Genomic DNA, 21,033 nt, shown 5'->3' with positions numbered 1-21,033 from the left:
TCACAGCCCCAGCGCTTTGCGCGCCTCGGGGTCGCAATCGTCGAGCAGGTCCAGGCAGCGCGAGTACTCGTCGGCTTCGCCGATCGTGTCGGCGGCGCGGGCCAGTGCTGCCACACACCGCAGGAAGCCGCGGTTGGGTTCGTGCGAATACGGGACCGGGCCGAAGCCCTTCCAGCCGTTCCGGCGCAGCTTGTCCAGGCCGCGGTGATAGCCGGTCCGGGCGTAGGCGTAGGCGGTGATGGCCTCGTCGTCGGCCAGGGACTGCTCGGCCAGCGCCGCCCAGGCCACCGACGCCGTCGGATGCGCGGCCGCGACGATGCCGGCCTTCTCACCGGCCAGCAGTTCCGCCTCGGCATCGGTATCTCCGGGCAGCAGGATCGGGTCGGGCCCTAGAAGATCTCCCATAGGCGTCATGGCTCTATTCTGCAGCTCGCTCGTTTTGCCCGCGTGACGCACCTCGGCCATCGCCCCGAGGCGGGTCCTCGATCGCTAAGCTCTGCAACTACCCCACGAAGCGGGAGGACAGTAGTACTCATGCCCAACCCATCCGAACCCGACCGCGGCGGCACGCCGAAACGGCCCGGGTTCGACCCACGCGAGTCTCGCAACGAACCGAGCGACGAGTGGGGGGCCGAGTCCGGCTTCGACAGCGGACAGGACGCCACCGAGAGCGTCCCCATGGTCCCCACCGACTCCGAGACCGAGACCGTGGTGATCAACAGACCCGACCCGCACAGCGGCCCGCAGGAATCACCGGACGGGCCGCAGCGCGAACGTCGCTTCACCGCGCCGGGCTTCGACGCCAAAGAAACCGCGATCATCTCCACCACGCCGGAGCCTGCCACCGAGGTCTTCGCGACATCGCCGGGACAGGACGGCACCGCACAGTTCGGAGTCCCACCGAAACCCGCTGTCCCGCAATCGATCCCGCCCCGGCTCGGCGGAAAGTTGCGCACCTCCCGGCAGATCAACTGGGGCTGGGTCCTGGCGCTGGTGGTGATCGTGCTGGCGCTGGCGGCGATCGCGATCCTGGGCACGGTGCTGCTGACCCGGGGCAAACACACCAACGTGTCGCAGGAAGACCAGGTTCGGCACACCATCCAGAACTTCGACGTCGCGATCCAGCGGGGTGATCTGACCACGCTGCGCACCATCACGTGCGGCACCACCCGCGACGGCTATGCCGACTACGACGAGCATGCCTGGGACGAGACCTACCGGCGGGTGTCGGCGGCCAAGCAGTATCCGGTGATCGCCAGCATCGATCAGGTGGTGGTCAACGGCCAGCACGCCGAGGCGAACGTCACCACGTTCATGGCCTACGACCCGCAGCTGCGCTCCACCCGCAGCATGGATCTGCAGTACCGCGACGACCAGTGGAAGGTCTGCCAGTCCGCCAGCGGCTAGCCCGCACCGAGTGACTTTCCGGCGCAGTGCAGGTCGGTGCAGGCCTGGACCACCCGCTCGGACATCGACGCCTCGGCCTTCTTGAGGTAGCTGCGCGGGTCGTAGACCTTCTTGACGCCGACCTCGCCGTCTACCTTCAGCACGCCGTCGTAGTTGGCGAACATGTGACCGGCGATGGGGCGGGTAAACGCGTACTGGGTGTCGGTGTCCACGTTCATCTTCACCACGCCGTAGCGCAGCGACTCCTCGATCTCCGACGTCAGGGAGCCGGAACCGCCGTGGAAGACGAAGTCGAACGGCTTGGCCTCCTCGGGCAGCCCCAGCTTGGCCGCCGCCACCTTTTGGCCCAGGGACAGGATGTCGGGACGCAGCTTGACGTTGCCGGGCTTGTAGACGCCGTGGACGTTGCCGAAGGTGGCGGCGAGCAGGTACGTGCCGTGCTCGCCGTGCCCCAGTGCGTCGATGGTTTTCTCGAAGTCGTCCGGCGTGGTGTAGAGCTTGTCGTTGATCTCGTGGGCGACGCCGTCCTCTTCGCCGCCCACCACGCCGATCTCGATCTCGAGGATGATCTTGGCGGCCGCGGCCTCCGTGAGCAGCTCCCGCGCGATCGTCAGGTTCTCGTCGATCGGCACGGCCGACCCGTCCCACATGTGCGACCCGAACAGCGGATCGTGGCCCGCGGCCACCCGTTCGGCCGAGATCGCCAGCAGCGGGCGGACATAGGTGTCCAGCTTGTCCTTGGGGCAATGGTCGGTGTGCAGCGCAACGTTGATCGGGTATCTGCCCGCGATCGAACGGGTGAACTCGGCCAGCGCCACCGCGCCGGCCACCATGTCCTTGACGCCGAGCCCGGACGCGAATTCGGCACCGCCGGTGGAGAACTGGATGATCCCGTCGCTGCCCGCATCGGCGAAGCCCTTGATGGCCGCGTTCACGGTCTCCGACGAGGTGCAGTTGATCGCCGGGAAGGCATACGAGCCGTCCTTGGCGCGTCGCAGCATCTCGGCGTAGACCTCGGGTGTGGCGATGGGCATCAGACACCTCCTGACGGCTGCTCCTACCCAACCACGGATGCGTGGTCGCAGCTACCCGGCGGCCCGACGCGCGGGTTAGTCCAGCCTTTGTGCGGGCCAGGGTCGTTTCGCCGGTATGTTGAGGGATCATGAGCACCGCCGTGACGGCCCTGCCCCACATCTTCGACCCGATGTATTGGTTGGGCGCCGACGGCGTCTTCGGGTCCGCGGTGCTGCCCGGCATCCTGGTGATCGTCTTCATCGAAACCGGGCTGCTGTTTCCGCTGCTGCCCGGCGAGTCGCTGCTGTTCACCGGCGGCCTGCTGGCCGCGCACCCGAACCCACCGGCCAGCATCTGGGTGCTGGCCCCCGCAGTCGCCACGGTGGCGATATTGGGCGATCAGACCGGGTATTGGATCGGCCGGCGGATCGGCCCGGCGCTGTTCAAGAAGGAAGACTCCCGGTTCTTCAAGAAGCACTACGTGACCGAGTCACACGCCTTCTTCGAGAAGTACGGGCCCTGGGCGATCATCCTGGCCCGGTTCGCGCCGTTCGTGCGGACGTTCGTCCCGCCGGTCGCCGGGGTGTCCTACATGCGCTACCCGGTGTTCCTGGGCTTCGACATCGTCGGCGGTATCCTCTGGGGCGGCGGTGTGACGCTGGCGGGCTACTTCATGGGCAACGTGCCGTTCGTGCACCACAACCTGCAGAAGATCCTGCTCGTGATCCTGCTCGTCTCGCTGATGCCGGCGTTCATCGCCGCCTGGCGAAGCTACCGGGGACGCAAGCACGCGCCCAGCACCGACGACCGGGAATCGGAGCGGCTGCCGGCGGCCGAGTAGCCGGCCGCGCTCAGACCGCGACTTTGAAGTCGCAGCCCGTCTTGGCGCGAACTTCCTCGACCGTGACGCCGGGCTGCAGCTCGGTGAGCACCAACCCGTGTCCCGGCTCGACGTCGAAGACGCACAGGTTGGTGATGATCATGTCGACGACGTTCTTGCCGGTCAGTGGCAGCGAGCACTGGCTGAGCACCTTGGGGCTGCCGTCTTTCGCGGTGTGATCCATCAGCACGATCACGCGCTTGACGCCGGACACCAAATCCATTGCGCCGCCTGGGCCTTTGACCATCTTGCCCGGCACCATCCAGTTGGCCAGGTCCCCGTTCTCGGCGACCTCCAGGGCGCCCAGGATGGACAGGTCGATGTGGCCGCCGCGGATCATCGCGAAGGAATCGGCGCTGCTGAAGAAGCTCGACCCGGGCAGGCTGGTGATGGTCTGCTTGCCCGCGTTGATGAGATCGGGGTCGACGGTGTCCTCGCTCGGGTAGGCGCCGATGCCGAGCAGGCCGTTCTCCGATTGCAGGGTGACCTTGATGCCGTCGGGAATGAAGTTGGCCACCAACGTTGGAATGCCGATGCCCAGGTTCACGTAGAAGCCGTCGCGCAATTCCTGGGCGGCGCGCTGGGCCATCCGCTCGCGGACGGGGCTGTCGTTCTTCAGCGCGGCGCCGCCGCTGGTGGTGCGGAACTCGATGCGCTTCTCGTAGCCGGTGCCCTCGATGATGCGGTCGACGTAGATGCCCGGGGTGTGGATCAGGTCGGGGTCCAGCTCGCCGACCTCGACCAGCTCCTCCACCTCGGCGACGGTGATTGCGCCGCAGGTGGCGATCATCGGGTTGAAGTTGCGCGCCGTCTTGCGGTAGACGAGGTTGCCGGCGGTGTCGCCCTTCCACGCCTTAACGATCGCCACGTCGGCCCGAATTCCTTCTTCCAGAACGTATTCGGTGCCGTCGAAGACCCTGGTGTCCTTGCCCTCGGCGAGGTTGGTGCCGAAGGCCGTGCGGGTGTAGAAGCCGGGGATGCCGGCGCCGCCGGCGCGCAGCTTCTCCGCGAGCGTGCCCTGCGGCGTCAGCACCAGGTCCAGCTCGCCGGACAGCACCTGGCGTTCGAACTCCTTGTTCTCGCCGACGTAGGAGGCGATCACCCTTTTCACCTGCCGGCCCTTGAGCAGCAGTCCCATGCCGAAATCGTCTACGCCGGCGTTGTTTCCGACGATGGTGAGGTCCTTGATGCCGCTGTCGACCAGAGCCTGGATCAGCTTCTCGGGGATGCCGCACAGACCGAAGCCGCCCGCGGCGATGGTGATGCCGTCCTTCAGCAGGCCGTGCAGGGCCGACTCCGCGTCGTGGTGGACCTTGTTGCTCACCGGGTGCTCCTGTTCTTCGACTCGGCGGAGACGTTACAGGCGGCCTCCATGAGCATCCACCCCGACAGCTGCACCGACAGATCCCGCTCGGCCACCTCGGACGCCATCACCGCGCCCTCGACGAACTCCGCCTGTTTGCCGCCCGCCGTTGGCGACTGGGCGTCGCGGTCCCAGAACGGGCCGAACACCGGCAATCCGTCCACCGTTTGCCGGTTGTCCCACGCCGACTTCGCACTGGCCAGCACGATCTGCCGGGCGGTGTCGCGGGCCAGCACGTCGTCGGCCTCCTCCCCCGGCAGCGTGGTGGCCACCAGCGCCAGGTAGCGGGCCGTCACCCCGGCGAACAGGCCGCCGTCGCCGCCGCCGGCGCCGGCCAGCACGCCCGCCGGCGCCATGTGTTCGTGCACGGCCGCGACCAGCCGGTGCACCCGGGCGGCGTGTCGCTGCCTGATCTCAACGGCGGTGCGGGCGGCCAGCTCGGTCTCCAGCCCGAGCACCACGCCCTGGCAGTAGGTGTACTGCGCGCGCACCAGCGAACCGGCTTTGATGCCGTCGAACACCAGGTGCGTCTCCGGGTCGATCAGCGTCTGGTCAATCCAATTGCCCATCTGCTCAGCACGTTTCAGATGGTCCCCGTAGCGGGCGAGGAAGATTCCGGCCGGGCCGTTGGCCGGGGCGTTGAAGAACTGGTCGGACTTGCGCCACGGGATGCCGCCGCCGTCCTCGGGCGCCCACGCCTTGACGAACTGGCCGGCGAGCTTGGGCAGCGCCCGCCGGCGCTCGACGCCGGCGATCCGGGCGGCGCGTTCGAGCGCCAGTGCCAGCCAGGCCATGTCGTCGTAGTAGCTGTTGATCCAGGAGAAGTTGTTGCGCAACCGGTGCGAGCGGACCTGCCGGTTGATCTCGGTGTACCGGTGCGGCCGCGGATCGCGCTGCTGGGCGTCGACCAGGCAATCGAGCAGATGCGCCTGCCACCAGTAGTGCCAGGTGCCGAACCAGCGGTCGCGCCGCGCCGCCGGCCAGGCCACCACCCCCAGCTGGGTGGCGGGCAGCCCCCACAGCCGTTTCAGGTGTCGTTGGGTGACAGCGGCTTCGCTGCTGGCCGCGCGGTTGGCCCAGAGCTGATCCATACCTGTCGATCCTGCCCCACGCGGTGAGCGGGTGTGTAGGGCGTCGGGGGCTCACCAGGCGCGGGTCAGGTCGGCGTGCTGCTCGACCCAGGCGTGCATGGCGATCCCGGCGGCGACGCCGGCGTTGATGCTGCGCGTCGAGCCGAACTGCGCGATCGACACCGTCAGCCCCGCGCCCGTGCGGGTGTCGTCGGTGATCCCCGGCCCCTCCTGACCGAACACCAGCAGGCACTTGCGCGGCAGGGCGGCCTCCTCCAGGCGCGCCGCGCCCGGCACGTTGTCCACCGCGACCACGGTCAGCCCGGCATCGGCCGCGAAGGCCAGCAGTTCGGCGGTGCTGTCGTGGTGACACAACCGCTGATAGCGGTCAGTCACCATGGCGCCGCGGCGATTCCACCGCCGTCGCCCCACGATGTGCACGGTGTGCACCGCGAAGGCGTTGGCGGTGCGCACCACCGAACCGATGTTGGCGTCGTGACCGAAGTTCTCGATGGCCACGTGCAGGGGATGGCGGCGCCGGTCGATGTCGGCGATGATCGCTTCCCGGGTCCAGTACCGGTAGGCGTCGACGACGTTGCGAGTGTCGCCCTCACGCAACAGGACTGGGTCATACCGGGGGTCGTCGGGCGGCTCACCCGGCCACGGGCCGACGCCGGCGGGCGGTGTCGCCGCCCATTCGGTCGGCCCGGGTGGTTCGCTCATCGCTGCGTCCACACACCGGCGTGCGTGCCGTCGATGGCCAACGTCGCGTACAGCAACGCGTCGTTGATCTCGCCCTGGGTGCACAGCGACGCGTTCACGTGCACCGCGTCCAAGGACGCGTCGGGCAGGATCAGCACCGACGACCCGTACGTCGCGCAGGCCGGGTTCAACCCCGGCGACGGCAGGGTCGGGGATGCCAGCAGCATCATCGGGCCGCCGCGCTTGACGGACTCGTCGCGATAGCGCGCCGCGATGGCGGTGGCCTCCAGCCCCAGCAGCATGTAGCCGTTGCCGGTGAACGCCCCCGGGTCGCCCAGCTGCATCTTGGTCATCGGGGTGCCGTCCGCGCGCCATGCCGACAGGCTGGCGGTCTTGACCGCCAGGCCGCCGCTGTCGTTGGGGTTGGTCGGCAGCAGCCCGACCGGGAAGGCGACCGGGTACGCCGACGAGCTGTCCGGGATCCGGTCGCGCGGCGAGTAACCGTAGACACCGCGCACCTGGCTCCGATCCTTCAGCGGGCCGAGGCAAACCGTGCCGGTGAGCCGGTCGCGAGGTGCCGAGAGCGGCGCGGGGACGTCATGCACGCCGGTCTTCGCGTTGTCGCAGCTGCCCAGGCCGGCGGTCTCCATCGGGTGCGCCAGCGCGCCGTAGAGCCCGAAGCGGATGTCCTCGGGTTTGGCGTGCGGATCCTTGGCCGAGGCCGGGCTGGCGTCGACGTCGACCAGCACGTAGTCACCGTCCCAGCGCAGATTCGACACCGACATGTTCCAGCCCAGCAGGGCCAGCGATTCGCCGAGTCGCGCCCCCTGGGCGCCGTAGGGACGCACGGGTTGGCTGGAGGACGAGCAGCCGGCCAGACACAGCGCCAAGCAGGCCGCTATCGCGAGGAATGTGCGCACGGTGAAGCCGGCCTAGCTCAGCCCCAGATCGGCGAGGCCGAGCACGCTTCGGTAGGGCAACCCCTCGGCCTCGATGGCCTCGGCGGCCCCGGTGGCGCGGTCCACCACGGTGGCCACCCCCACCACTTCGCCGCCGGCCTCCTGGACGGCGCGCACCGCGGTCAGCGCCGAGTTGCCGGTGGTGCTGGTGTCCTCGACGACCAGGACCCGCTTGCCGGAAACCTCTGAACCTTCGATAAGGCGTTGCAGCCCATGGGTTTTCGCCGATTTACGCACGACGAAGGCGTCGATCGGGCGCCCCGATGCGTGCATGACGGCGGTGGCCACCGGGTCGGCGCCCAGGGTCAGCCCGCCGACAAGGTCGTAGTCCCAGTCGCTGGTCAGTTCGCGCATGAGCGTGCCGATCAACGCCGAGGCGCGGTGGTGCAACGTGGCCCGGCGCAGGTCGACGTAGTAGTCGGCTTCCTTGCCGGAGGACAGCGTGACCCGCCCGTGCACCACCGACAGGCGCGACACCAGCTCCGCCAACTCTTTGAGGTCAGGTCCGGCCACGGCCACTTCCGGTGATCAGGGCTACGGGGCGGGGCATGAGCGACATCCTAATGACGGCGCCATCACCGGCCGCCGCCCCGCCGTCAGCGCTGATAGTTGCTGGCCTGGTGGCCGTTGCGCCCGGAGGGGGGTGGGCGGCGGAGGGTTTCCGCACGCCCGTCGGATCGAGGCTGGTCGCGGCGCACCGGTTCGGCGGCGCGACGACCGGGCGCAAGATCGGGGCCGAGCAGCCCAGCCACGTCCTGCTGCGCGCGCCGGGGCGGCAGCTCGGCGCGGCCCGCCGGGGCCAGCGGCCGGCTCGGTGAGGCGTTGCGCGGGCCCGACGGCGCCCCGGTCTCCTGCGGGGTCTCTTCGGGCAGCGGCGGCAGCACCCGCAACAGGTCGTTGAACTGGCGCACGGTGCGCAGGCCCTCGTCCCACTCGGTGCGGGCACTGGTGATCGGCAGGGCAACCAGCGTCCAGTTCTGCTCGTTCCACATGATCTCGGCGCTGTCCGGTGCGGTGTGCGCGAAGGTGACCATGCGGCGGTCGCAGGCCCGGCGGGCGGCATCGAGATTGGTGGAGTAGACCATCCGCGGCCCGATGGCGCCCAACAGCCAAATGTCGCTTTCCCGTGGCTCTTTGAGTCCCTTGAGCCGCAGGTCGACCACGACGTTGGTGCCCACCTTGCGGTGCAGCGCGATGACGGTGGCGACCTCTTCCAGGTCGAAGATGTACACGGCCTCGCCGCGGATCTGACCCAGCACCACGTTCTGGGCGGCCACGTCGCCCACCGTCGACATCACCCCGCGCTTCCAGCGCTTGAGGATGTCGGCTGATTCACGCTCGTAGTCGAACCCGTGCGACCGCGCCCACGACTTGCGGCGCCTGCTGCGCCCGCGTCGCCGATCGATGTCGACGTACAGCAGCACCCCCGCGCCGACAAAGCACAGCGCGGAGAGCGTGAACCAGAGGGGGACCATCCAAAACAGGGTATCTGCTATTGGCCCGGAACACAGAAGGCGACCAGGTCACAACCCAATCACAGCTGGAGATAGCTGCGTGTCGCCGGACCGCCGATGGTCCCCCCCAGCGGTCAGCCCAGGATCAGCGAGTCGCCATCCGGGCTGACGTTCACCGGAACCGTGTCGCCGTCGTGCACGTCGCCGGCCAACAACAGCTTGGCCAGCTGGTCGCCGATGGCCTGCTGCACCAGGCGGCGCAACGGCCGCGCCCCGTAGACCGGGTCGAACCCGCGGTGGGCCAGCCACTGCTTGGCCGGCAGCGACACCTCCAGCGTGAGGCGGCGCTGGGCCAGCCGCTTCTGCAGCTGGGCCAGCTGGATGTCGACGATCTGCACCAGCTCACCGGGCTCGAGGCCGTGGAAGATGATCACGTCGTCGAGCCGGTTGATGAACTCCGGCTTGAACGCCGAGCGCACCGCGGCCATCACCTGCTCCTCGCTGCCACCCGACCCCAGGTTGGACGTCAGGATCAGGATGGTGTTGCGGAAGTCGACCGTGCGGCCCTGCCCGTCGGTCAGCCGGCCCTCGTCGAGCACCTGCAGCAGCACGTCGAACACGTCCGGGTGCGCCTTTTCGATCTCGTCGAACAGGATCACCGTGTACGGACGCCGCCGCACCGCCTCGGTCAGCTGCCCGCCCTGGTCGTAGCCGATGTATCCGGGCGGGGCGCCGACCAGCCGGGCCACCGAGTGCTTCTCGCCGTATTCGCTCATGTCGATGCGGACCATCGCGCGTTCGTCGTCGAACAGGAACTCGGCCAGCGCCTTGGCCAGCTCGGTCTTCCCGACGCCGGTCGGCCCGAGGAACATGAACGAACCGGTGGGCCGGTTGGGGTCGGCGACGCCGGCGCGGGACCGCCGAACGGCGTCCGAGACGGCCGTCACGGCCTTCCTCTGCCCGATGACGCGCCTGCCCAGCTCGTCTTCCATGCGCAGCAGCTTGGCGGTCTCGCCCTCGAGCATCCGCCCGGCCGGGATTCCGGTCCACGCGGAGACCACCTCGGCGATGTCGTCGGGACCGACCTCCTCCTTGAGCATCACGTTCTCGCGGGCCTCGGCCTGCGGCAGCGCGGCGTCGAGCTTCTTCTCCACCTCGGGGATGCGCCCGTAACGCAGCTCGGCGGCCTTGGCCAGGTCGCCGTCGCGCTCGGCGCGCTCGGACTCCCCGCGCAGCGCTTCCAGCTGTTCCTTGAGTTCGCGCACGACGTCGATGGCGTTCTTCTCGTTCTGCCAGCGCGTGGTGAGCTCGGACAGCTTCTCCTTCTGGTCGGCCAGCTCCGAGCGCAGCTTCTCCAGCCGCTCCTTGGACGCCTCGTCTTCTTCCTTCTCGAGCGCCATCTCCTCGATCTCGAGGCGGCGCACCAGGCGCTCGACCTCGTCGATCTCGACCGGCCGCGAGTCGATCTCCATCTTGAGCCGGCTGGCAGCCTCGTCGACCAGGTCGATGGCCTTGTCCGGCAGGAAGCGCGCGGTGATGTAGCGGTCGGACAGCGTCGCCGCGGCGACCAGCGCGGAGTCGGTGATGCGCACCCCGTGGTGCACCTCGTAGCGGTCCTTCAGGCCGCGCAGGATGCCGACGGTGTCCTCCACCGACGGCTCGCCGACGAACACCTGCTGGAAGCGGCGCTCCAGCGCGGCGTCCTTCTCGATGTACTTGCGGTACTCGTCGAGCGTGGTGGCGCCGACCAGCCGCAGCTCGCCGCGGGCCAGCATCGGCTTGATCATGTTGCCGGCGTCCATCGCGCCCTCGCCGGTCGCGCCGGCCCCGACGATGGTGTGCAGCTCGTCGATGAAGGTGATGATCTGCCCGGCGGAGTTCTTGATGTCGTCGAGGACGGCCTTGAGGCGCTCCTCGAACTCGCCGCGGTACTTCGCGCCGGCCACCATCGATCCCAGGTCCAGGCTGATGACGGTCTTGTCGCGCAGGCTCTCCGGCACGTCGCCGGCCACGATGCGCTGGGCAAGGCCCTCGACGATCGCGGTCTTGCCGACGCCGGGCTCACCGATCAGCACCGGGTTGTTCTTGGTGCGCCGAGACAGCACCTGCACGACGCGGCGAATCTCGTTGTCCCGCCCGATGACCGGGTCGAGTTTGCCTTCGCGGGCCCGCTCGGTCAGGTCGGTCGAGTACTTCTCCAGCGCCTGATAGGTCGCCTCCGGTTCCGGGCTGGTGACCCGGCCGCTGCCCCGCACCTTGACGAACCCGTCGCGCAGCGCCTGGGGCGAGGCGCCGTGGCCGGTCAACAGCTTGGCGACGTCGGAGTCGCCGGTGGCCAGGCCGACCAGCAGGTGCTCCGTCGAGACGTACTCGTCGTTCATCTCGGTGGCCAGCTGCTGGGCGGTGGTAACGGCGGCCAGCGACTCGCGCGACAACTGCGGTTGCGAGCTGGCGCCGCTGATCTGCGGCAGCCGCTCCAGCACCCGCTCGGTTTCGGCGCGGATGGCGGCCGGGTCGACGCCGACGGCCTCCAGCAGCGGCGCGGCGATGCCGTCCGCCTGCGTCAGCAGGGCCATCAGCAGGTGTGCGGGCCGGATCTCGGGATTACCGGCGGCCGAGGCCGCCTGCAGCGCGGAAGTCAGCGCCGCTTGGGTCTTGGTGGTCGGGTTGAAAGAGTCCACGACGAGCTCCGTTCGGGTACAAAAAGGTTTGCAAAAATGCTTGTCTGGTTATGCAACGCCGTCAAGGTTGAGTCTGTTCCGCTCAACTCTATCGAGTTTTGGGCAATACGACGTACGGGGTACCCCTGTTCTGATGACACAGACGACGGAGCACCCCGATCAGGCCGACGCCGAGTTCGCCGGAACCCCGCGCCGCGTTCCCCTGACCCTCGTGCTCGCCGCCGTGGCCGCCGCACTGGCTCTCACCGGGCTTGTCGCGGTCGGGTTGCACACCGATCTCGCCGGCGGCAACCCCTCGACGACGGTGCCGCAGTCCGGCACGCTGCAGGTCAGCGGGACCGGTATGACGAAGACGATCCCCTGTCACGCCGGCTACCTGTCGGTGAGCGGGAAGCAGAACGCCATCACCCTCACCGGGCATTGCACCAGCGTCAGCGTTTCCGGCAACGGCAACCACGTCGCGGTCGACAGCACCGATGCGGTCAGCGCGTCGGGGACCGGCAACGTCGTTCTCTATCACTGGGGTTCGCCCAAGGTCGACAACGTCGGGACCGCCAACATCGTCCGACAGGGCTGAGTCACCGGCGGCCAAGCCTACAATCGGGGCCCGTGAGCCTGGAGGACGTCGACGCGCTGCGGGTGCTGCGCGATGCCTTCGCACCGGGCGGGTCGGCCTCCGTCGGCGATCCCGGCGAGCTCGTCCACCGCTTCTACACCCATTGGTTCGCCCTCGACGGCTCGGTGCGCGATCTGTTCCCGCCCGAAATGGCGGCCCAGCGGCTCGCTTTCGGTCGCGCGCTGCACTGGGTGTACGGCGAGCTGGTCGCGCGCCGCGCGCAGGAGCCGGTGGCGTTCCTGGCCCAGCTCGGCCGCGATCACCGTAAATACGGTGTGCTGCCGGCGCATTACGACACCCTGCGGAGCGCGTTGTTGGCGACGCTGCGTGCTCAACTGGGTGCCGCCTGGACCGACGCCGTCGACGAGGCGGCCAACCAGTCGCTTAACCTGATCACCGGGGTGATGAGCGGCGCCGCGGACGCCGAGGAGGGGCCCGCCTGGTGGGACGGCACCGTCGTCGAGCACCTCCGGGTGTCGCGGGATCTGGCGGTGGTCCGGCTGCAGCTCGATCAGCCGATGGACTACCACCCCGGCCAATACGTCAACGTGCACGTGCCCCAATGCCCGCACCGCTGGCGGTATTTGAGTCCCGCGATTCCGGCCGACCCCGGCGGCGGGATCGAGTTTCACGTCCGCCTGGTTCCCGGCGGCCTGGTCAGCCCGGCGATCGTCGACGAAACCCGCACCGGCGACCGGTGGCGGCTGTCCAGCCCGCACGGCGGCCTACGGGTCGACCGCGAGGCCGGCGACGTGCTGATGGTTGCCGGCAGCACGGGCCTGGCGCCGCTGCGGGCGCTGATCATGGACCTGTCGCGGTTCGCGGTGAACCCGCGGATACATCTTTTCTTCGGCGCCCGCTACCGCTGCGAACTCTACGATCTGCCGACCCTGTGGCAGGTCGCCTCCCACAATCCGTGGCTGTCCGTCTCGCCCGTCTCGGAATACAACAGCGATCCCTCTTGGGCCACAAACTATCCCGACGTCACCCCACCGCGCGGCCTGCACGTGCACCAGATCGGGCGGCTGCCCGACGTGGTGACCAAGTACGGCGGCTGGGGCGATCGGCAGATCCTGGTCTGCGGCGGCCCGGCGATGGTCAGCGCCACCAAGGCCGCGCTGATCGCCAAAGGGGCTCCGCCCGAACACATTCAGCATGACCCGCTATGGAGGTAGCCATGCACGTCGTCACACTGCAGGATCCGTCGTCGCCGGTGGTTGCGCAGTTCGTCCCGGAGGCGGGGATGATCGGCACGTCGCTGCGCGACGCCGGTGTCGAGCTGCTGGGCCAGCGGCGCGGCCTGGACGCCTACATCTCGGACGGCAAGACGATGGGCATCCCGATTCTGTACCCGTGGGCAAATCGCTTGGGCGAGAACATTTATACCGCGCAGGACGTCACCGTGACCCTGACGCCGGGAGAAAACGGCGTGCGCGCCGACCCCAACGGGCTGCCCATCCACGGCGTCCTGGCCGCCTACCCCGGGTGGCGGGTGACGGCCGAGACCGCCAACGAGCTGACCGCCGAACTGGACTTCGGGGCCGATCCCCGATTGCTGGCCAGCTTCCCGTATCCGCACGTGCTGACGGTGACGGCGGAGCTGGCCGACCGGACGCTGACGGTCCGGACCACGGTCACCGCGACCGGCGACCGGGCGGTGCCGCTGTGCTTCGGGTTCCATCCCTATCTGCAGCTGCCCGATGCGCCGCGGGCCGACTGGGTAATCGAGACACCGCCGTTGCGGCATCTGGGCCTCGACGACAAGGGGCTGCCGACGGGCGACTCCGAGCCGCAACCCGCGCGCGAAGAGGCGTTGTGCGACAAGGCTTTCGACGACGCCTACGACCAGGTGGCCGAAGGTTCGGTGTTCGCCGTGTCCGGCGGCGGGCGCCGCATCGAGGTGCATTTCGAACACGGCTATCCGGCGGCGCAGATTTTCGCCCCGCCGGTCGACGATCCCGCCAAGGCGATTGTGTGCTTCGAGCCTATGACCGCACCGACCGACGCCCTGCGCCGGGGCGGCTACCGCTGCGCGCTACCGGGCGAGCCGGCGGTCACGCGGTTTTCTCTTCGGGTGTGATCAGCGTCCCCGACGCGGCTGCCACACCACCAGCGCGGTGCTCTTGGGCACCACCGCCACGTCGCGGCGCTGGCTGGCCCGGGTCTGCGCCAGCTCCTCGGTCAACTCCTTGACCCGGGCCTGCAGCGCCTCGACCTGATTGGTCAGCTCGATGATGCGCTTGATGCCGGCGAGGTTTACCCCCTCGTCCTGCGAGAGCCGTTGCACCTCACGCAGCAGGTCGACGTCGTGCTCCGAATACCGCCGTCCCCCACCGGAGGTCCGGCGCGGGCTGACCAGGCCGAGCCGGTCGTAGGTGCGCAGCGTCTGGGCGTGCATGCCGGCCAGCTCGGCGGCCACCGAGATCAAGAAGGTGTGGGCATCCTCTTTTCTTGAATTGCTCGAGCCCTTGGCCATCACCGATTACCTGCCCATCCCGCCCGCGGGTCGAAACCGCTGGACCGCTCGGCGGCGGCGTACGCCTCCAGCGCCTCCTGAGCCGCACCCTCCAAATTGGGTGGCACGGCGACCTTTACGGTCACCAGCAGGTCACCGTTGCCGCCGCTGCGCTTGGGAACGCCACGCCCACGCACCCGCAGGATGCGACCGTCGGCGGTGCCCTTGGGCACCCGCACACCGACCTTGCCGTCCAGCGTGGGCACCGAAATGGTTGAGCCCAAGGCCAACTCGGTGAAGCTGACCGGAACGGTCACGGTGAGGTCGTCTCCGTCGCGCCCGAACACCTTGTCCGGGCGCACATGCACCGTCACGTACAGGTCACCCGACGGCGCACCGCGCAACCCAGCCTCGCCCTGGCCGGGCAGCCGGATGCGCTGTCCGTCCTCGACGCCCGGCGGGATCCGCACGTTGATGGTGCGGGTGCGGGTGGTGACGCCGGTGCCCTTGCACTCGTCGCAGGGGTGCTCGATGATCGAGCCGCTGCCCCGGCAATCGGTGCACGGTTCGGAGAAGCCGAATGCGCCCTGGTTGCGGTTGATCACGCCGGAGCCGTTGCAGGTTGGACACACCTTCGGGCTGGTGCCCGGCCGCGCGCCACTGCCATGGCAGTTGGTGCACGGCGCCGGACTGGTCAGCCGCAGCGGCATCGCCACGCCCTTGGCGGCCTCGACGAAATCCAGCTGGGTTTCGGTCTCGAGGTCGTTGCCGCGGCGCGGCCGGCTGGGCCGGGCGCCCGAACCGCGCCCGAACAAGCCGCCGAACAGGTCACCGATGTTGGTGCCGCCGCTTCGGCCGGCGGCATCGAACAAATCGTTGAGGTTGAACTCGGCGCCGTCACCGCCGACGTTGAAGCCCCCGAACCCGCCGTTGTCGAACCGGCGCCCGCCAAAACCACCGCCGGCGAACAGCCTTCGGGTTTCGTCGTATTCCTTGCGCTTGGCCGGATCCGACAAGACGTTGTGCGCCTCGGAGACCGCTTTGAATCGTTCACCGGCGGCGGGGTTGTCGGGGTTGGCGTCCGGGTGCAGATCGCGCGCCAACTTGCGGTAGGCGCGTTTGATCTCTTCGGGACTGGCGTCAGAGGAGACGCCCAGCTCCTTATAGAAGTCCTTTTCGACCCATTCACGCTGGGCCATGCCGCGTCACCCCCTCACCACTTTCTTTTGGTCTCTCTTCCAATGTGCTGATTGTGTGGTCTAGTCACCGGATGTGCCGGCGTTATCGTCCGATTCGGCCGGCTCTCTTTCCCCAGCCGCCGCGGCGGACTCACCGGTGGCTGCCGCCGCGTCGCCGTCGTCGTCGACCGTGTCGACGACGCCGACCAGAGCGTGGCGCAACACCTGGTCACCCAGTTTGTAGCCCTGCCGCATGACGGTGCCGATCACCGGTCGGGAGCCATCGCCTTCGTGCTGAACGGCTTCGTGCAGCACCGGGTCGAAGTCCTCGCCCTCCTCGCCGAACGCCGTCAGGCCCAGGCCGGTCAGCGCGGTCTCCAGCTTGTCGGCCACCGACTTGAGCGGTCCGGATTCCAGATCACCGTGCTTGCGTGCCCGGTCGAGATCGTCGAGCACGCCCAGCAATTGGTTGACGACGCCGGCCTTGGCCCGGTCCGCCGCGGCCTGCTGGTCGCGCAGCGCCCGCTTGCGGTAGTTGGCGAAGTCGGCCTGCACCCGTTGCAGATCGGCGGTGAGCTCGGCGACTTTGCCCTCGGGCTGGCCCGCCGTCTCGCCGGCCGGCGCCCCTCCCGGCGTACCGCCGGGAGGGGGGACCTGCCGTACTTCACCGGTCTCAGGATCGATGCGCCGCTTGTCGGTGACCGTCACCTGTTCCTGTGGATTGCTTTCCGTCACTTGGACTCCCGGTCGTCGTCGACCACCTCCGCGTCCACGACGTCGTCAGCGGACCCACCCGGGCCGCCGGCCGCGCCGTCACCGCCCTGCTCACCGGCGGCCTGAGTGGCCTCGTAGATCGCCTGTCCGAGCGCCTGGGACTCCTGGCCCAGCTTCTCCATCGCCGCCTTGATGGCGTTGATGTCGGTGCCGCCCAGGGCCGTCTTGGCCTCGGCGATCGCGGTGTCGACCTTGGACAGCGTGTCCTCGGGGACCTTCGAGCCGCCGGACTCGGACGCTGCGCCCCGTTGTTCAGCGACGAACTTCTCCGTCTGGTAGACCAGCGATTCGGCCTGGTTGCGGACGTCGGCCTCTTCGCGACGCTGACGGTCCTCCTCGGCGTGCGCCTCGGCGTCCTTGATCATCCGGTCGATCTCCTCCTTGGACAGGCCGGAGCCCTCCTGGATTTTGATCGTGTTCTCCTTGCCGGTGCCCTTGTCCTTGGCCGTGACGTGCACGATGCCGTTGGCGTCGATGTCGAAGGTGACCTCGATCTGCGGGACGCCGCGCGGAGCCGGCGGGATGCCGGTCAGCTCGAAGGAGCCGAGCAGCTTGTTGTGCGAAGCGATTTCGCGCTCACCCTGGAAGACCTGGATCTGCACCGACGGCTGGTTGTCGTCGGCCGTGGTGAAGGTCTCCGACCGCTTGGTGGGGATGGTGGTGTTGCGCTCGATGAGCTTGGTCATCACGCCACCCTTGGTCTCGATACCCAGGCTCAGCGGCGTAACGTCAAGCAGCAGAACATCTTTCACCTCGCCCTTGAGGACACCGGCCTGCAGCGCGGCACCGACGGCCACAACTTCATCGGGGTTGACGCCCTTGTTGGGCTCCTTGCCTCCGGTGAGCTCCTTGACCAGTTCGGTCACCGCGGGCATGCGGGTGGAACCACCCACCAAAACCACGTGGTCGATTTCGGAGACGGAGATACCGGCGTCCTTGATCACGGACTGGAAGGGCTTGCGCGTGCGGTCCAGCAGATCCTGTGTGATGCGCTGGAATTCGGCGCGGGTCAGCTGCTCGTCGAGGAACAGCGGGTTCTTGTCCGCGTCGACGGTGATGTAGGGCAGGTTGATCGAGGTGCTCTGCGAACTCGAGAGCTCGATCTTGGCCTTCTCGGCGGCCTCACGCAGCCGCTGCATCGCCATCTTGTCCTTGGTCAGGTCGATTCCGCTGGTGCCCTTGAACTTGTCGACCAGCCACTCGACGACGCGGTCATCCCAGTCGTCCCCACCGAGGTGGTTGTCACCACTGGTGGCGCGGACCTCGACCACACCCTCGCCGATCTCGAGCAGCGACACGTCGAACGTACCGCCACCGAGGTCGAAGACCAGGATGGTCTGTTCCTTCTCGCCCTTGTCCAATCCGTAGGCCAGCGCGGCCGCGGTCGGCTCGTTGACGATGCGCAGCACGTTGAGGCCGGCGATCTGGCCGGCTTCCTTGGTCGCCTGACGCTGGGCGTCGTTGAAGTACGCCGGCACGGTGACGACGGCGTCCGTGACGTCCTCGCCCAGGTATGCCTCGGCGTCGCGCTTCAGCTTCATCAGCACGCGGGCGCTGATCTCCTGAGCGGTGTATTTCTTGTCATCGATCTCGACGGACCAGTCCGTGCCCATGTGCCGCTTGACCGAACGGATGGTGCGATCGACGTTGGTGACCGCCTGGTTCTTGGCGGGCTGGCCGACGAGCACTTCGCCGTTGCGCGCGAACGCGACGATGGACGGCGTGGTCCGCGAACCCTCGGAGTTGGCGACGACGACCGGGTCACCGCCCTCGAGGACTGCGACGACGGAGTTGGTGGTCCCGAGGTCGATACCGACCGCACGAGCCATAGTGATTCCTCCTGAATATGTAGAGCTTGATTGGTGCCACTATGCTGAGTGAACCAGGCTCAAGCCTGCCCCTTGGGCCGGTGGGCTGTCAACCCAGTATTGAGTGTGGTTCGCTCAACTTGTCGATTATGTTAACGGCGGTTGGTCCCGCCTTGTTCCCGGGGTGGCTGAATTTTCGCGGCCTCGCCCGCAAACTTCCTCGATCAGCGCGAGCAGCGCCCGGGTGACCGCGCCGGCCTGCCGGGTCGCCGAGGTCGCAACGTAGAGCCGCCACTGCAGGTCGTGCCCGGTGATCCGGACGCTGACCAAGCCCGAGCTGTCGATTCCCTCCAGGATGGACCAGCTCAGAAAACCGATCCCCAGCCCCTTGCGGATGCAGGTCGCCGCGGTGCCGATGTCGGCAACCTCCACCGCGACCGTCCGCTCGACACCCGCGGCCGCGAACGCATTGTCGACCACGGCGCGGTTGCCGTATCCCGGCGGCCCGTCGACGAAGGACATGCCGGCCAGGTCGGCCAGCGAAACCGCCTTGCGCCGGGCCAGCGGGTGCCCGGCGGGGACGACCAGCAGCAGGGGCACCGAGGCGACCAGCCGGGTGTGCAAATCAGCCGGCGGCGGACCGGTGAAGACCAGGAAGGCGACGTCGAGGTCGCCGTCGCGCAGCTGACCGGCCAGGCCCGCCGACCCAGCGCTGGCCGCGCGTAGGTGAACCACGACTTCGGGATGGCGGGCGTGCAGCTCGGCGAGCACGGTCGGCACGTCAATGACGCTGACCGACGTCAGCGTCCCGACCGTGACGGTCCCGCGCACGGTGCCCCGCGCGGCACCGACCGCATCCTTGGCCGCGCGGGCGGCGTCGAGGGTGGCCCGCGCGTGGGGTCGCAACGCTTCGCCGGCGGGGCTCAGTGCTACGCCGGCCGCGCCCCGGACGAACAGCTCGGTGCCCAGTTCGCGTTCGAGCGCCTTGATGGTGGCCGACACCCCGGACTGCACCACGTGCAGGCGCTTGGCCGCCGCTGTGAAGCTTCGGCTGTCCGCAACGGTCAGAAAGTACTCGAGATGGCGAAGCTCCACACCTGCGATTATCACCGCCAAAGATGGCAACCATCAGAAGATATCGTTGGTGCTGATCACACCGCCGGGCATAGCGTGACAGTGCCCATGGATCAGCATGCCCCCACCGACATCAGCACCCCCTGGTCGTCGGCGTCCGCCGACGACAGGTTCGTCGTGCAAAACCCCGCCACCGGTCAGGTCGTCACCGTCGTGCAAGGTGCCGGTACCGAGCAGGTCGACCAGGCCGTGCGAGCGGCGCACGCCGCGCACCTGACCTGGAAGCAACGCCCGGCCCGCGAGCGCGGCCGCTACCTGCGGCAGATCGCCGATGTGATTCGCGCGCACGCCGATGAGATCGCCGCTCTCGAGTCGCGGGAAATGGGCAAGCCGCTCAGCCAGGCGCGCGGCTTCGATGTCGAAGCCGCGATCGGGATCTTCGAATACTTCGCCGGGATGGTCGAGGTGCTACCGAGCCAGGCCCGCGACTACGGCCCGGTCTTCGACGTGACCACACTGGAGCCCTACGGCGTGATCGCCGGCATCGTGCCCTTCAACTGGCCGCCGATCCACACCGCCGGGAAAGTCGCGCCCGCACTTGCCGTCGGCAACGCCGTCGTGCTGAAACCGCCGGAGCAGACGCCCTCGGTGGTGCTGCGACTGGTCGAACTGATCCAGTCGGTGCTGCCCGATCCGGTGGTGCACGCCGTGCCGGGCGGCGGCGAGGTGGGCGCCGCGCTGGCCGAGCACCAACTGGTGGGAAAGATCTCCTTCACCGGATCGCCACTCACCGGTTCGGCGGTGCTGCGCACCGCGGCCGGCAACCTCACGCCGGCGCTGATGGAGCTGGGCGGGAAGAACCCGCTGCTGGTTTTCGACGATGCCGTTCTGCACGAGGCGCTGCTGGCCGCCGTGGACGGCGGCTTTTTCAATCAGGGCGAGGCGTGCACCGCCGCGTCGCGAATCCTGGTGCAGGACAACATCTATGCGGAGTTCGAAGAGAAGCTGTGCGCCGCGGTGCGGCGGCTGCGGGTGGGCGACGGCGCCGACCCCGCCACCGACGTGGGGCCGCTGGTCACCCGGGCACAGCAGAAACAGGTGTTGGACTATCTCGACATCGGGGTGGCCGAAGGCGCCCGCATCGCCGCCCAGGCGCCGCTACCGCGGGATCCCCGGCTCGCGGACGGCTTCTACGTCGCACCGACGGTGCTGACCGGCGTCACGCCGGGCATGCGGGTGGCCCAGGAGGAGATCTTCGGCCCGGTGGTCGCCCTGATCCGGTTCAGCGACGAGGCCGAGGCGGTGCGCGTCGCCAACGGCACGCCGTACGGACTGGTCGCCGCCGTGTTCACCGCCGACGGCGACCGGGCGCTGCGGGTGAGCCGGCAGATCCGAGCCGGGGCCGTCTTCGTCAACAATTACGCCCGGGTGGCCATCGGCAGCGGATTCGGCGGCGTCGGCCACAGCGGCTTCGGCCGCGAGCACGCCCAGGAGACGCTGGCCGAATACGGCTACACCAAAACCATCCGCCTGGCCGCCGACCGCGACGCGCTGCCGTATTGGAACGCGGCCACCCGAGTCCTCGAAGGATAAGTCAG

Annotated in this window: 20 protein-coding genes; 6 read left to right on the top strand and 14 right to left on the bottom strand. The window is 68.6% G+C overall.

Annotation, left to right across the window (positions count from 1 at the left end; translation table 11 throughout):
- The gene (locus ACZYVJ_RS17375; protein WP_463832155.1) at nt 1-414 is read right to left on the bottom strand and encodes a DUF3151 domain-containing protein; all 414 of its coding nucleotides are present in this window, start codon (nt 412-414) and stop codon (nt 1-3) included.
- A 120-nt stretch (nt 415-534) separates the two neighbouring features.
- Here ACZYVJ_RS17375 and ACZYVJ_RS17370 point away from each other — a divergent pair, with 120 nt between their 5' ends.
- Nucleotides 535-1,407 (top strand): Rv0361 family membrane protein, encoded by an 873-nt coding sequence (locus tag ACZYVJ_RS17370; RefSeq protein WP_463832154.1) that lies wholly within the window; start codon nt 535-537, stop codon nt 1,405-1,407.
- Here the strand turns inward: ACZYVJ_RS17370 and fbaA are convergent.
- Nucleotides 1,404-2,441, bottom strand: a complete 1,038-nt coding sequence (fbaA, locus tag ACZYVJ_RS17365) for a class II fructose-bisphosphate aldolase (RefSeq protein ID WP_463832153.1) — start codon at nt 2,439-2,441, stop codon at nt 1,404-1,406. The two genes, ACZYVJ_RS17370 and fbaA, sit on opposite strands and share 4 nt — an antisense overlap.
- Before the next feature lie 128 nt (nt 2,442-2,569).
- Between fbaA and ACZYVJ_RS17360 the strand changes: the two genes are divergently transcribed.
- A complete protein-coding gene (locus ACZYVJ_RS17360) occupies nt 2,570-3,262 on the top strand; it encodes a DedA family protein (protein WP_463832152.1) in 693 nt (230 codons plus the stop codon).
- A 10-nt stretch (nt 3,263-3,272) separates the two neighbouring features.
- Here ACZYVJ_RS17360 and ACZYVJ_RS17355 read toward each other — a convergent pair whose 3' ends face one another.
- The 7 genes from ACZYVJ_RS17355 to clpB form a co-directional block, all read right to left on the bottom strand.
- Nucleotides 3,273-4,625 (bottom strand): 3-oxoacid CoA-transferase, encoded by a 1,353-nt coding sequence (locus ACZYVJ_RS17355; RefSeq protein ID WP_463832151.1) that lies wholly within the window; start codon nt 4,623-4,625, stop codon nt 3,273-3,275.
- Nucleotides 4,622-5,755 carry a glycoside hydrolase family 76 protein gene (locus ACZYVJ_RS17350; protein ID WP_463832150.1) on the bottom strand — a complete coding sequence of 378 codons (1,134 nt, stop codon included), beginning with the start codon at nt 5,753-5,755 and terminating at the stop codon, nt 4,622-4,624. The genes ACZYVJ_RS17355 and ACZYVJ_RS17350 overlap by 4 nt, the downstream gene beginning before the upstream one ends.
- A 51-nt stretch (nt 5,756-5,806) precedes the next feature.
- The gene (locus ACZYVJ_RS17345) at nt 5,807-6,457 is read right to left on the bottom strand and encodes a TrmH family RNA methyltransferase (RefSeq protein ID WP_463832149.1); all 651 of its coding nucleotides are present in this window, start codon (nt 6,455-6,457) and stop codon (nt 5,807-5,809) included.
- Nucleotides 6,454-7,356, bottom strand: a complete 903-nt coding sequence (locus ACZYVJ_RS17340; RefSeq protein WP_463832148.1) for a hypothetical protein — start codon at nt 7,354-7,356, stop codon at nt 6,454-6,456. Before ACZYVJ_RS17340 ends, ACZYVJ_RS17345 begins: the two co-directional genes overlap by 4 nt.
- Before the next feature lie 12 nt (nt 7,357-7,368).
- Nucleotides 7,369-7,908 carry an orotate phosphoribosyltransferase gene (gene pyrE / locus ACZYVJ_RS17335; protein WP_463832147.1) on the bottom strand — a complete coding sequence of 180 codons (540 nt, stop codon included), beginning with the start codon at nt 7,906-7,908 and terminating at the stop codon, nt 7,369-7,371.
- Between the two features lie 83 nt (nt 7,909-7,991).
- A complete protein-coding gene (gene ttfA / locus ACZYVJ_RS17330; protein ID WP_463832146.1) occupies nt 7,992-8,870 on the bottom strand; it encodes a trehalose monomycolate transport factor TtfA in 879 nt (292 codons plus the stop codon).
- A 113-nt stretch (nt 8,871-8,983) separates the two neighbouring features.
- Nucleotides 8,984-11,530: an ATP-dependent chaperone ClpB gene (gene clpB, locus ACZYVJ_RS17325; RefSeq protein WP_463832145.1), complete on the bottom strand. Its 2,547-nt coding sequence runs from the start codon at nt 11,528-11,530 to the stop codon at nt 8,984-8,986.
- A gap of 133 nt (nt 11,531-11,663) precedes the next feature.
- Here clpB and ACZYVJ_RS17320 point away from each other — a divergent pair, with 133 nt between their 5' ends.
- The 3 genes from ACZYVJ_RS17320 to ACZYVJ_RS17310 are packed head-to-tail and all read left to right on the top strand — an operon-like array spanning nt 11,664 to nt 14,226.
- Entirely contained in the window at nt 11,664-12,107 is a 444-nt protein-coding gene (locus tag ACZYVJ_RS17320) for a DUF3060 domain-containing protein (protein ID WP_463832144.1), read from the top strand.
- A 32-nt stretch (nt 12,108-12,139) separates the two neighbouring features.
- A complete protein-coding gene (locus ACZYVJ_RS17315; protein WP_463832143.1) occupies nt 12,140-13,321 on the top strand; it encodes an FAD-binding oxidoreductase in 1,182 nt (393 codons plus the stop codon).
- Nucleotides 13,322-13,323: 2 nt separating this feature from the next.
- Complete coding sequence (locus tag ACZYVJ_RS17310) at nt 13,324-14,226, top strand: aldose epimerase family protein (RefSeq protein WP_463832142.1); 903 nt, start codon at nt 13,324-13,326, stop codon at nt 14,224-14,226.
- On the opposite strand, the gene ACZYVJ_RS17305 is transcribed toward ACZYVJ_RS17310, so the two are convergent.
- From ACZYVJ_RS17305 to ACZYVJ_RS17285, 5 genes are all read right to left on the bottom strand, one after another.
- Nucleotides 14,227-14,622, bottom strand: a complete 396-nt coding sequence (locus tag ACZYVJ_RS17305; RefSeq protein WP_463832141.1) for a heat shock protein transcriptional repressor HspR — start codon at nt 14,620-14,622, stop codon at nt 14,227-14,229.
- Nucleotides 14,622-15,800, bottom strand: coding sequence for a molecular chaperone DnaJ (gene dnaJ / locus ACZYVJ_RS17300; RefSeq protein ID WP_463832140.1), 1,179 nt, complete (start codon nt 15,798-15,800; stop codon nt 14,622-14,624). The genes ACZYVJ_RS17305 and dnaJ overlap by 1 nt, the downstream gene beginning before the upstream one ends.
- A gap of 60 nt (nt 15,801-15,860) precedes the next feature.
- Nucleotides 15,861-16,514, bottom strand: a complete 654-nt coding sequence (gene grpE, locus ACZYVJ_RS17295) for a nucleotide exchange factor GrpE (protein ID WP_463832139.1) — start codon at nt 16,512-16,514, stop codon at nt 15,861-15,863.
- The gene (gene dnaK, locus ACZYVJ_RS17290) at nt 16,511-18,382 is read right to left on the bottom strand and encodes a molecular chaperone DnaK (protein ID WP_463832138.1); all 1,872 of its coding nucleotides are present in this window, start codon (nt 18,380-18,382) and stop codon (nt 16,511-16,513) included. The genes grpE and dnaK overlap by 4 nt, the downstream gene beginning before the upstream one ends.
- Before the next feature lie 126 nt (nt 18,383-18,508).
- On the bottom strand, nt 18,509-19,456 hold the full coding sequence (locus ACZYVJ_RS17285; RefSeq protein ID WP_463832137.1) for a LysR family transcriptional regulator: 948 nt from the start codon (nt 19,454-19,456) through the stop codon (nt 18,509-18,511).
- A gap of 87 nt (nt 19,457-19,543) precedes the next feature.
- On the opposite strand from ACZYVJ_RS17285, the gene ACZYVJ_RS17280 reads away from it, so the two are divergent.
- Nucleotides 19,544-21,028: an aldehyde dehydrogenase family protein gene (locus ACZYVJ_RS17280; RefSeq protein WP_463832136.1), complete on the top strand. Its 1,485-nt coding sequence runs from the start codon at nt 19,544-19,546 to the stop codon at nt 21,026-21,028.
- Nucleotides 21,029-21,033: the final 5 nt, after the last annotated feature.

The sequence above is a fragment of the Mycobacterium sp. IDUB_3 genome, assembly GCF_055419585.1.
The sequence above is the reverse complement of the archived record's forward strand: the minus strand, read 5'-3'. Positions and strand labels throughout refer to the sequence as shown.

Coding starts and splice junctions, on each gene's coding strand:
- ttfA (WP_463832146.1), bottom strand. CDS start 8,870: ATGGTCCCCCTCTGGTTCACGCTCTCCGCGCTGTGCTTTGTCGGCGCG.
- dnaK (WP_463832138.1), bottom strand. CDS start 18,382: ATGGCTCGTGCGGTCGGTATCGACCTCGGGACCACCAACTCCGTCGTC.
- ACZYVJ_RS17350 (WP_463832150.1), bottom strand. CDS start 5,755: ATGGATCAGCTCTGGGCCAACCGCGCGGCCAGCAGCGAAGCCGCTGTC.
- ACZYVJ_RS17320 (WP_463832144.1), top strand. CDS start 11,664: ATGACACAGACGACGGAGCACCCCGATCAGGCCGACGCCGAGTTCGCC.
- ACZYVJ_RS17360 (WP_463832152.1), top strand. CDS start 2,570: ATGAGCACCGCCGTGACGGCCCTGCCCCACATCTTCGACCCGATGTAT.
- ACZYVJ_RS17370 (WP_463832154.1), top strand. CDS start 535: ATGCCCAACCCATCCGAACCCGACCGCGGCGGCACGCCGAAACGGCCC.
- ACZYVJ_RS17280 (WP_463832136.1), top strand. CDS start 19,544: ATGGATCAGCATGCCCCCACCGACATCAGCACCCCCTGGTCGTCGGCG.
- ACZYVJ_RS17305 (WP_463832141.1), bottom strand. CDS start 14,622: ATGGCCAAGGGCTCGAGCAATTCAAGAAAAGAGGATGCCCACACCTTC.
- fbaA (WP_463832153.1), bottom strand. CDS start 2,441: ATGCCCATCGCCACACCCGAGGTCTACGCCGAGATGCTGCGACGCGCC.
- ACZYVJ_RS17375 (WP_463832155.1), bottom strand. CDS start 414: ATGACGCCTATGGGAGATCTTCTAGGGCCCGACCCGATCCTGCTGCCC.
- ACZYVJ_RS17345 (WP_463832149.1), bottom strand. CDS start 6,457: ATGAGCGAACCACCCGGGCCGACCGAATGGGCGGCGACACCGCCCGCC.
- ACZYVJ_RS17310 (WP_463832142.1), top strand. CDS start 13,324: ATGCACGTCGTCACACTGCAGGATCCGTCGTCGCCGGTGGTTGCGCAG.
- dnaJ (WP_463832140.1), bottom strand. CDS start 15,800: ATGGCCCAGCGTGAATGGGTCGAAAAGGACTTCTATAAGGAGCTGGGC.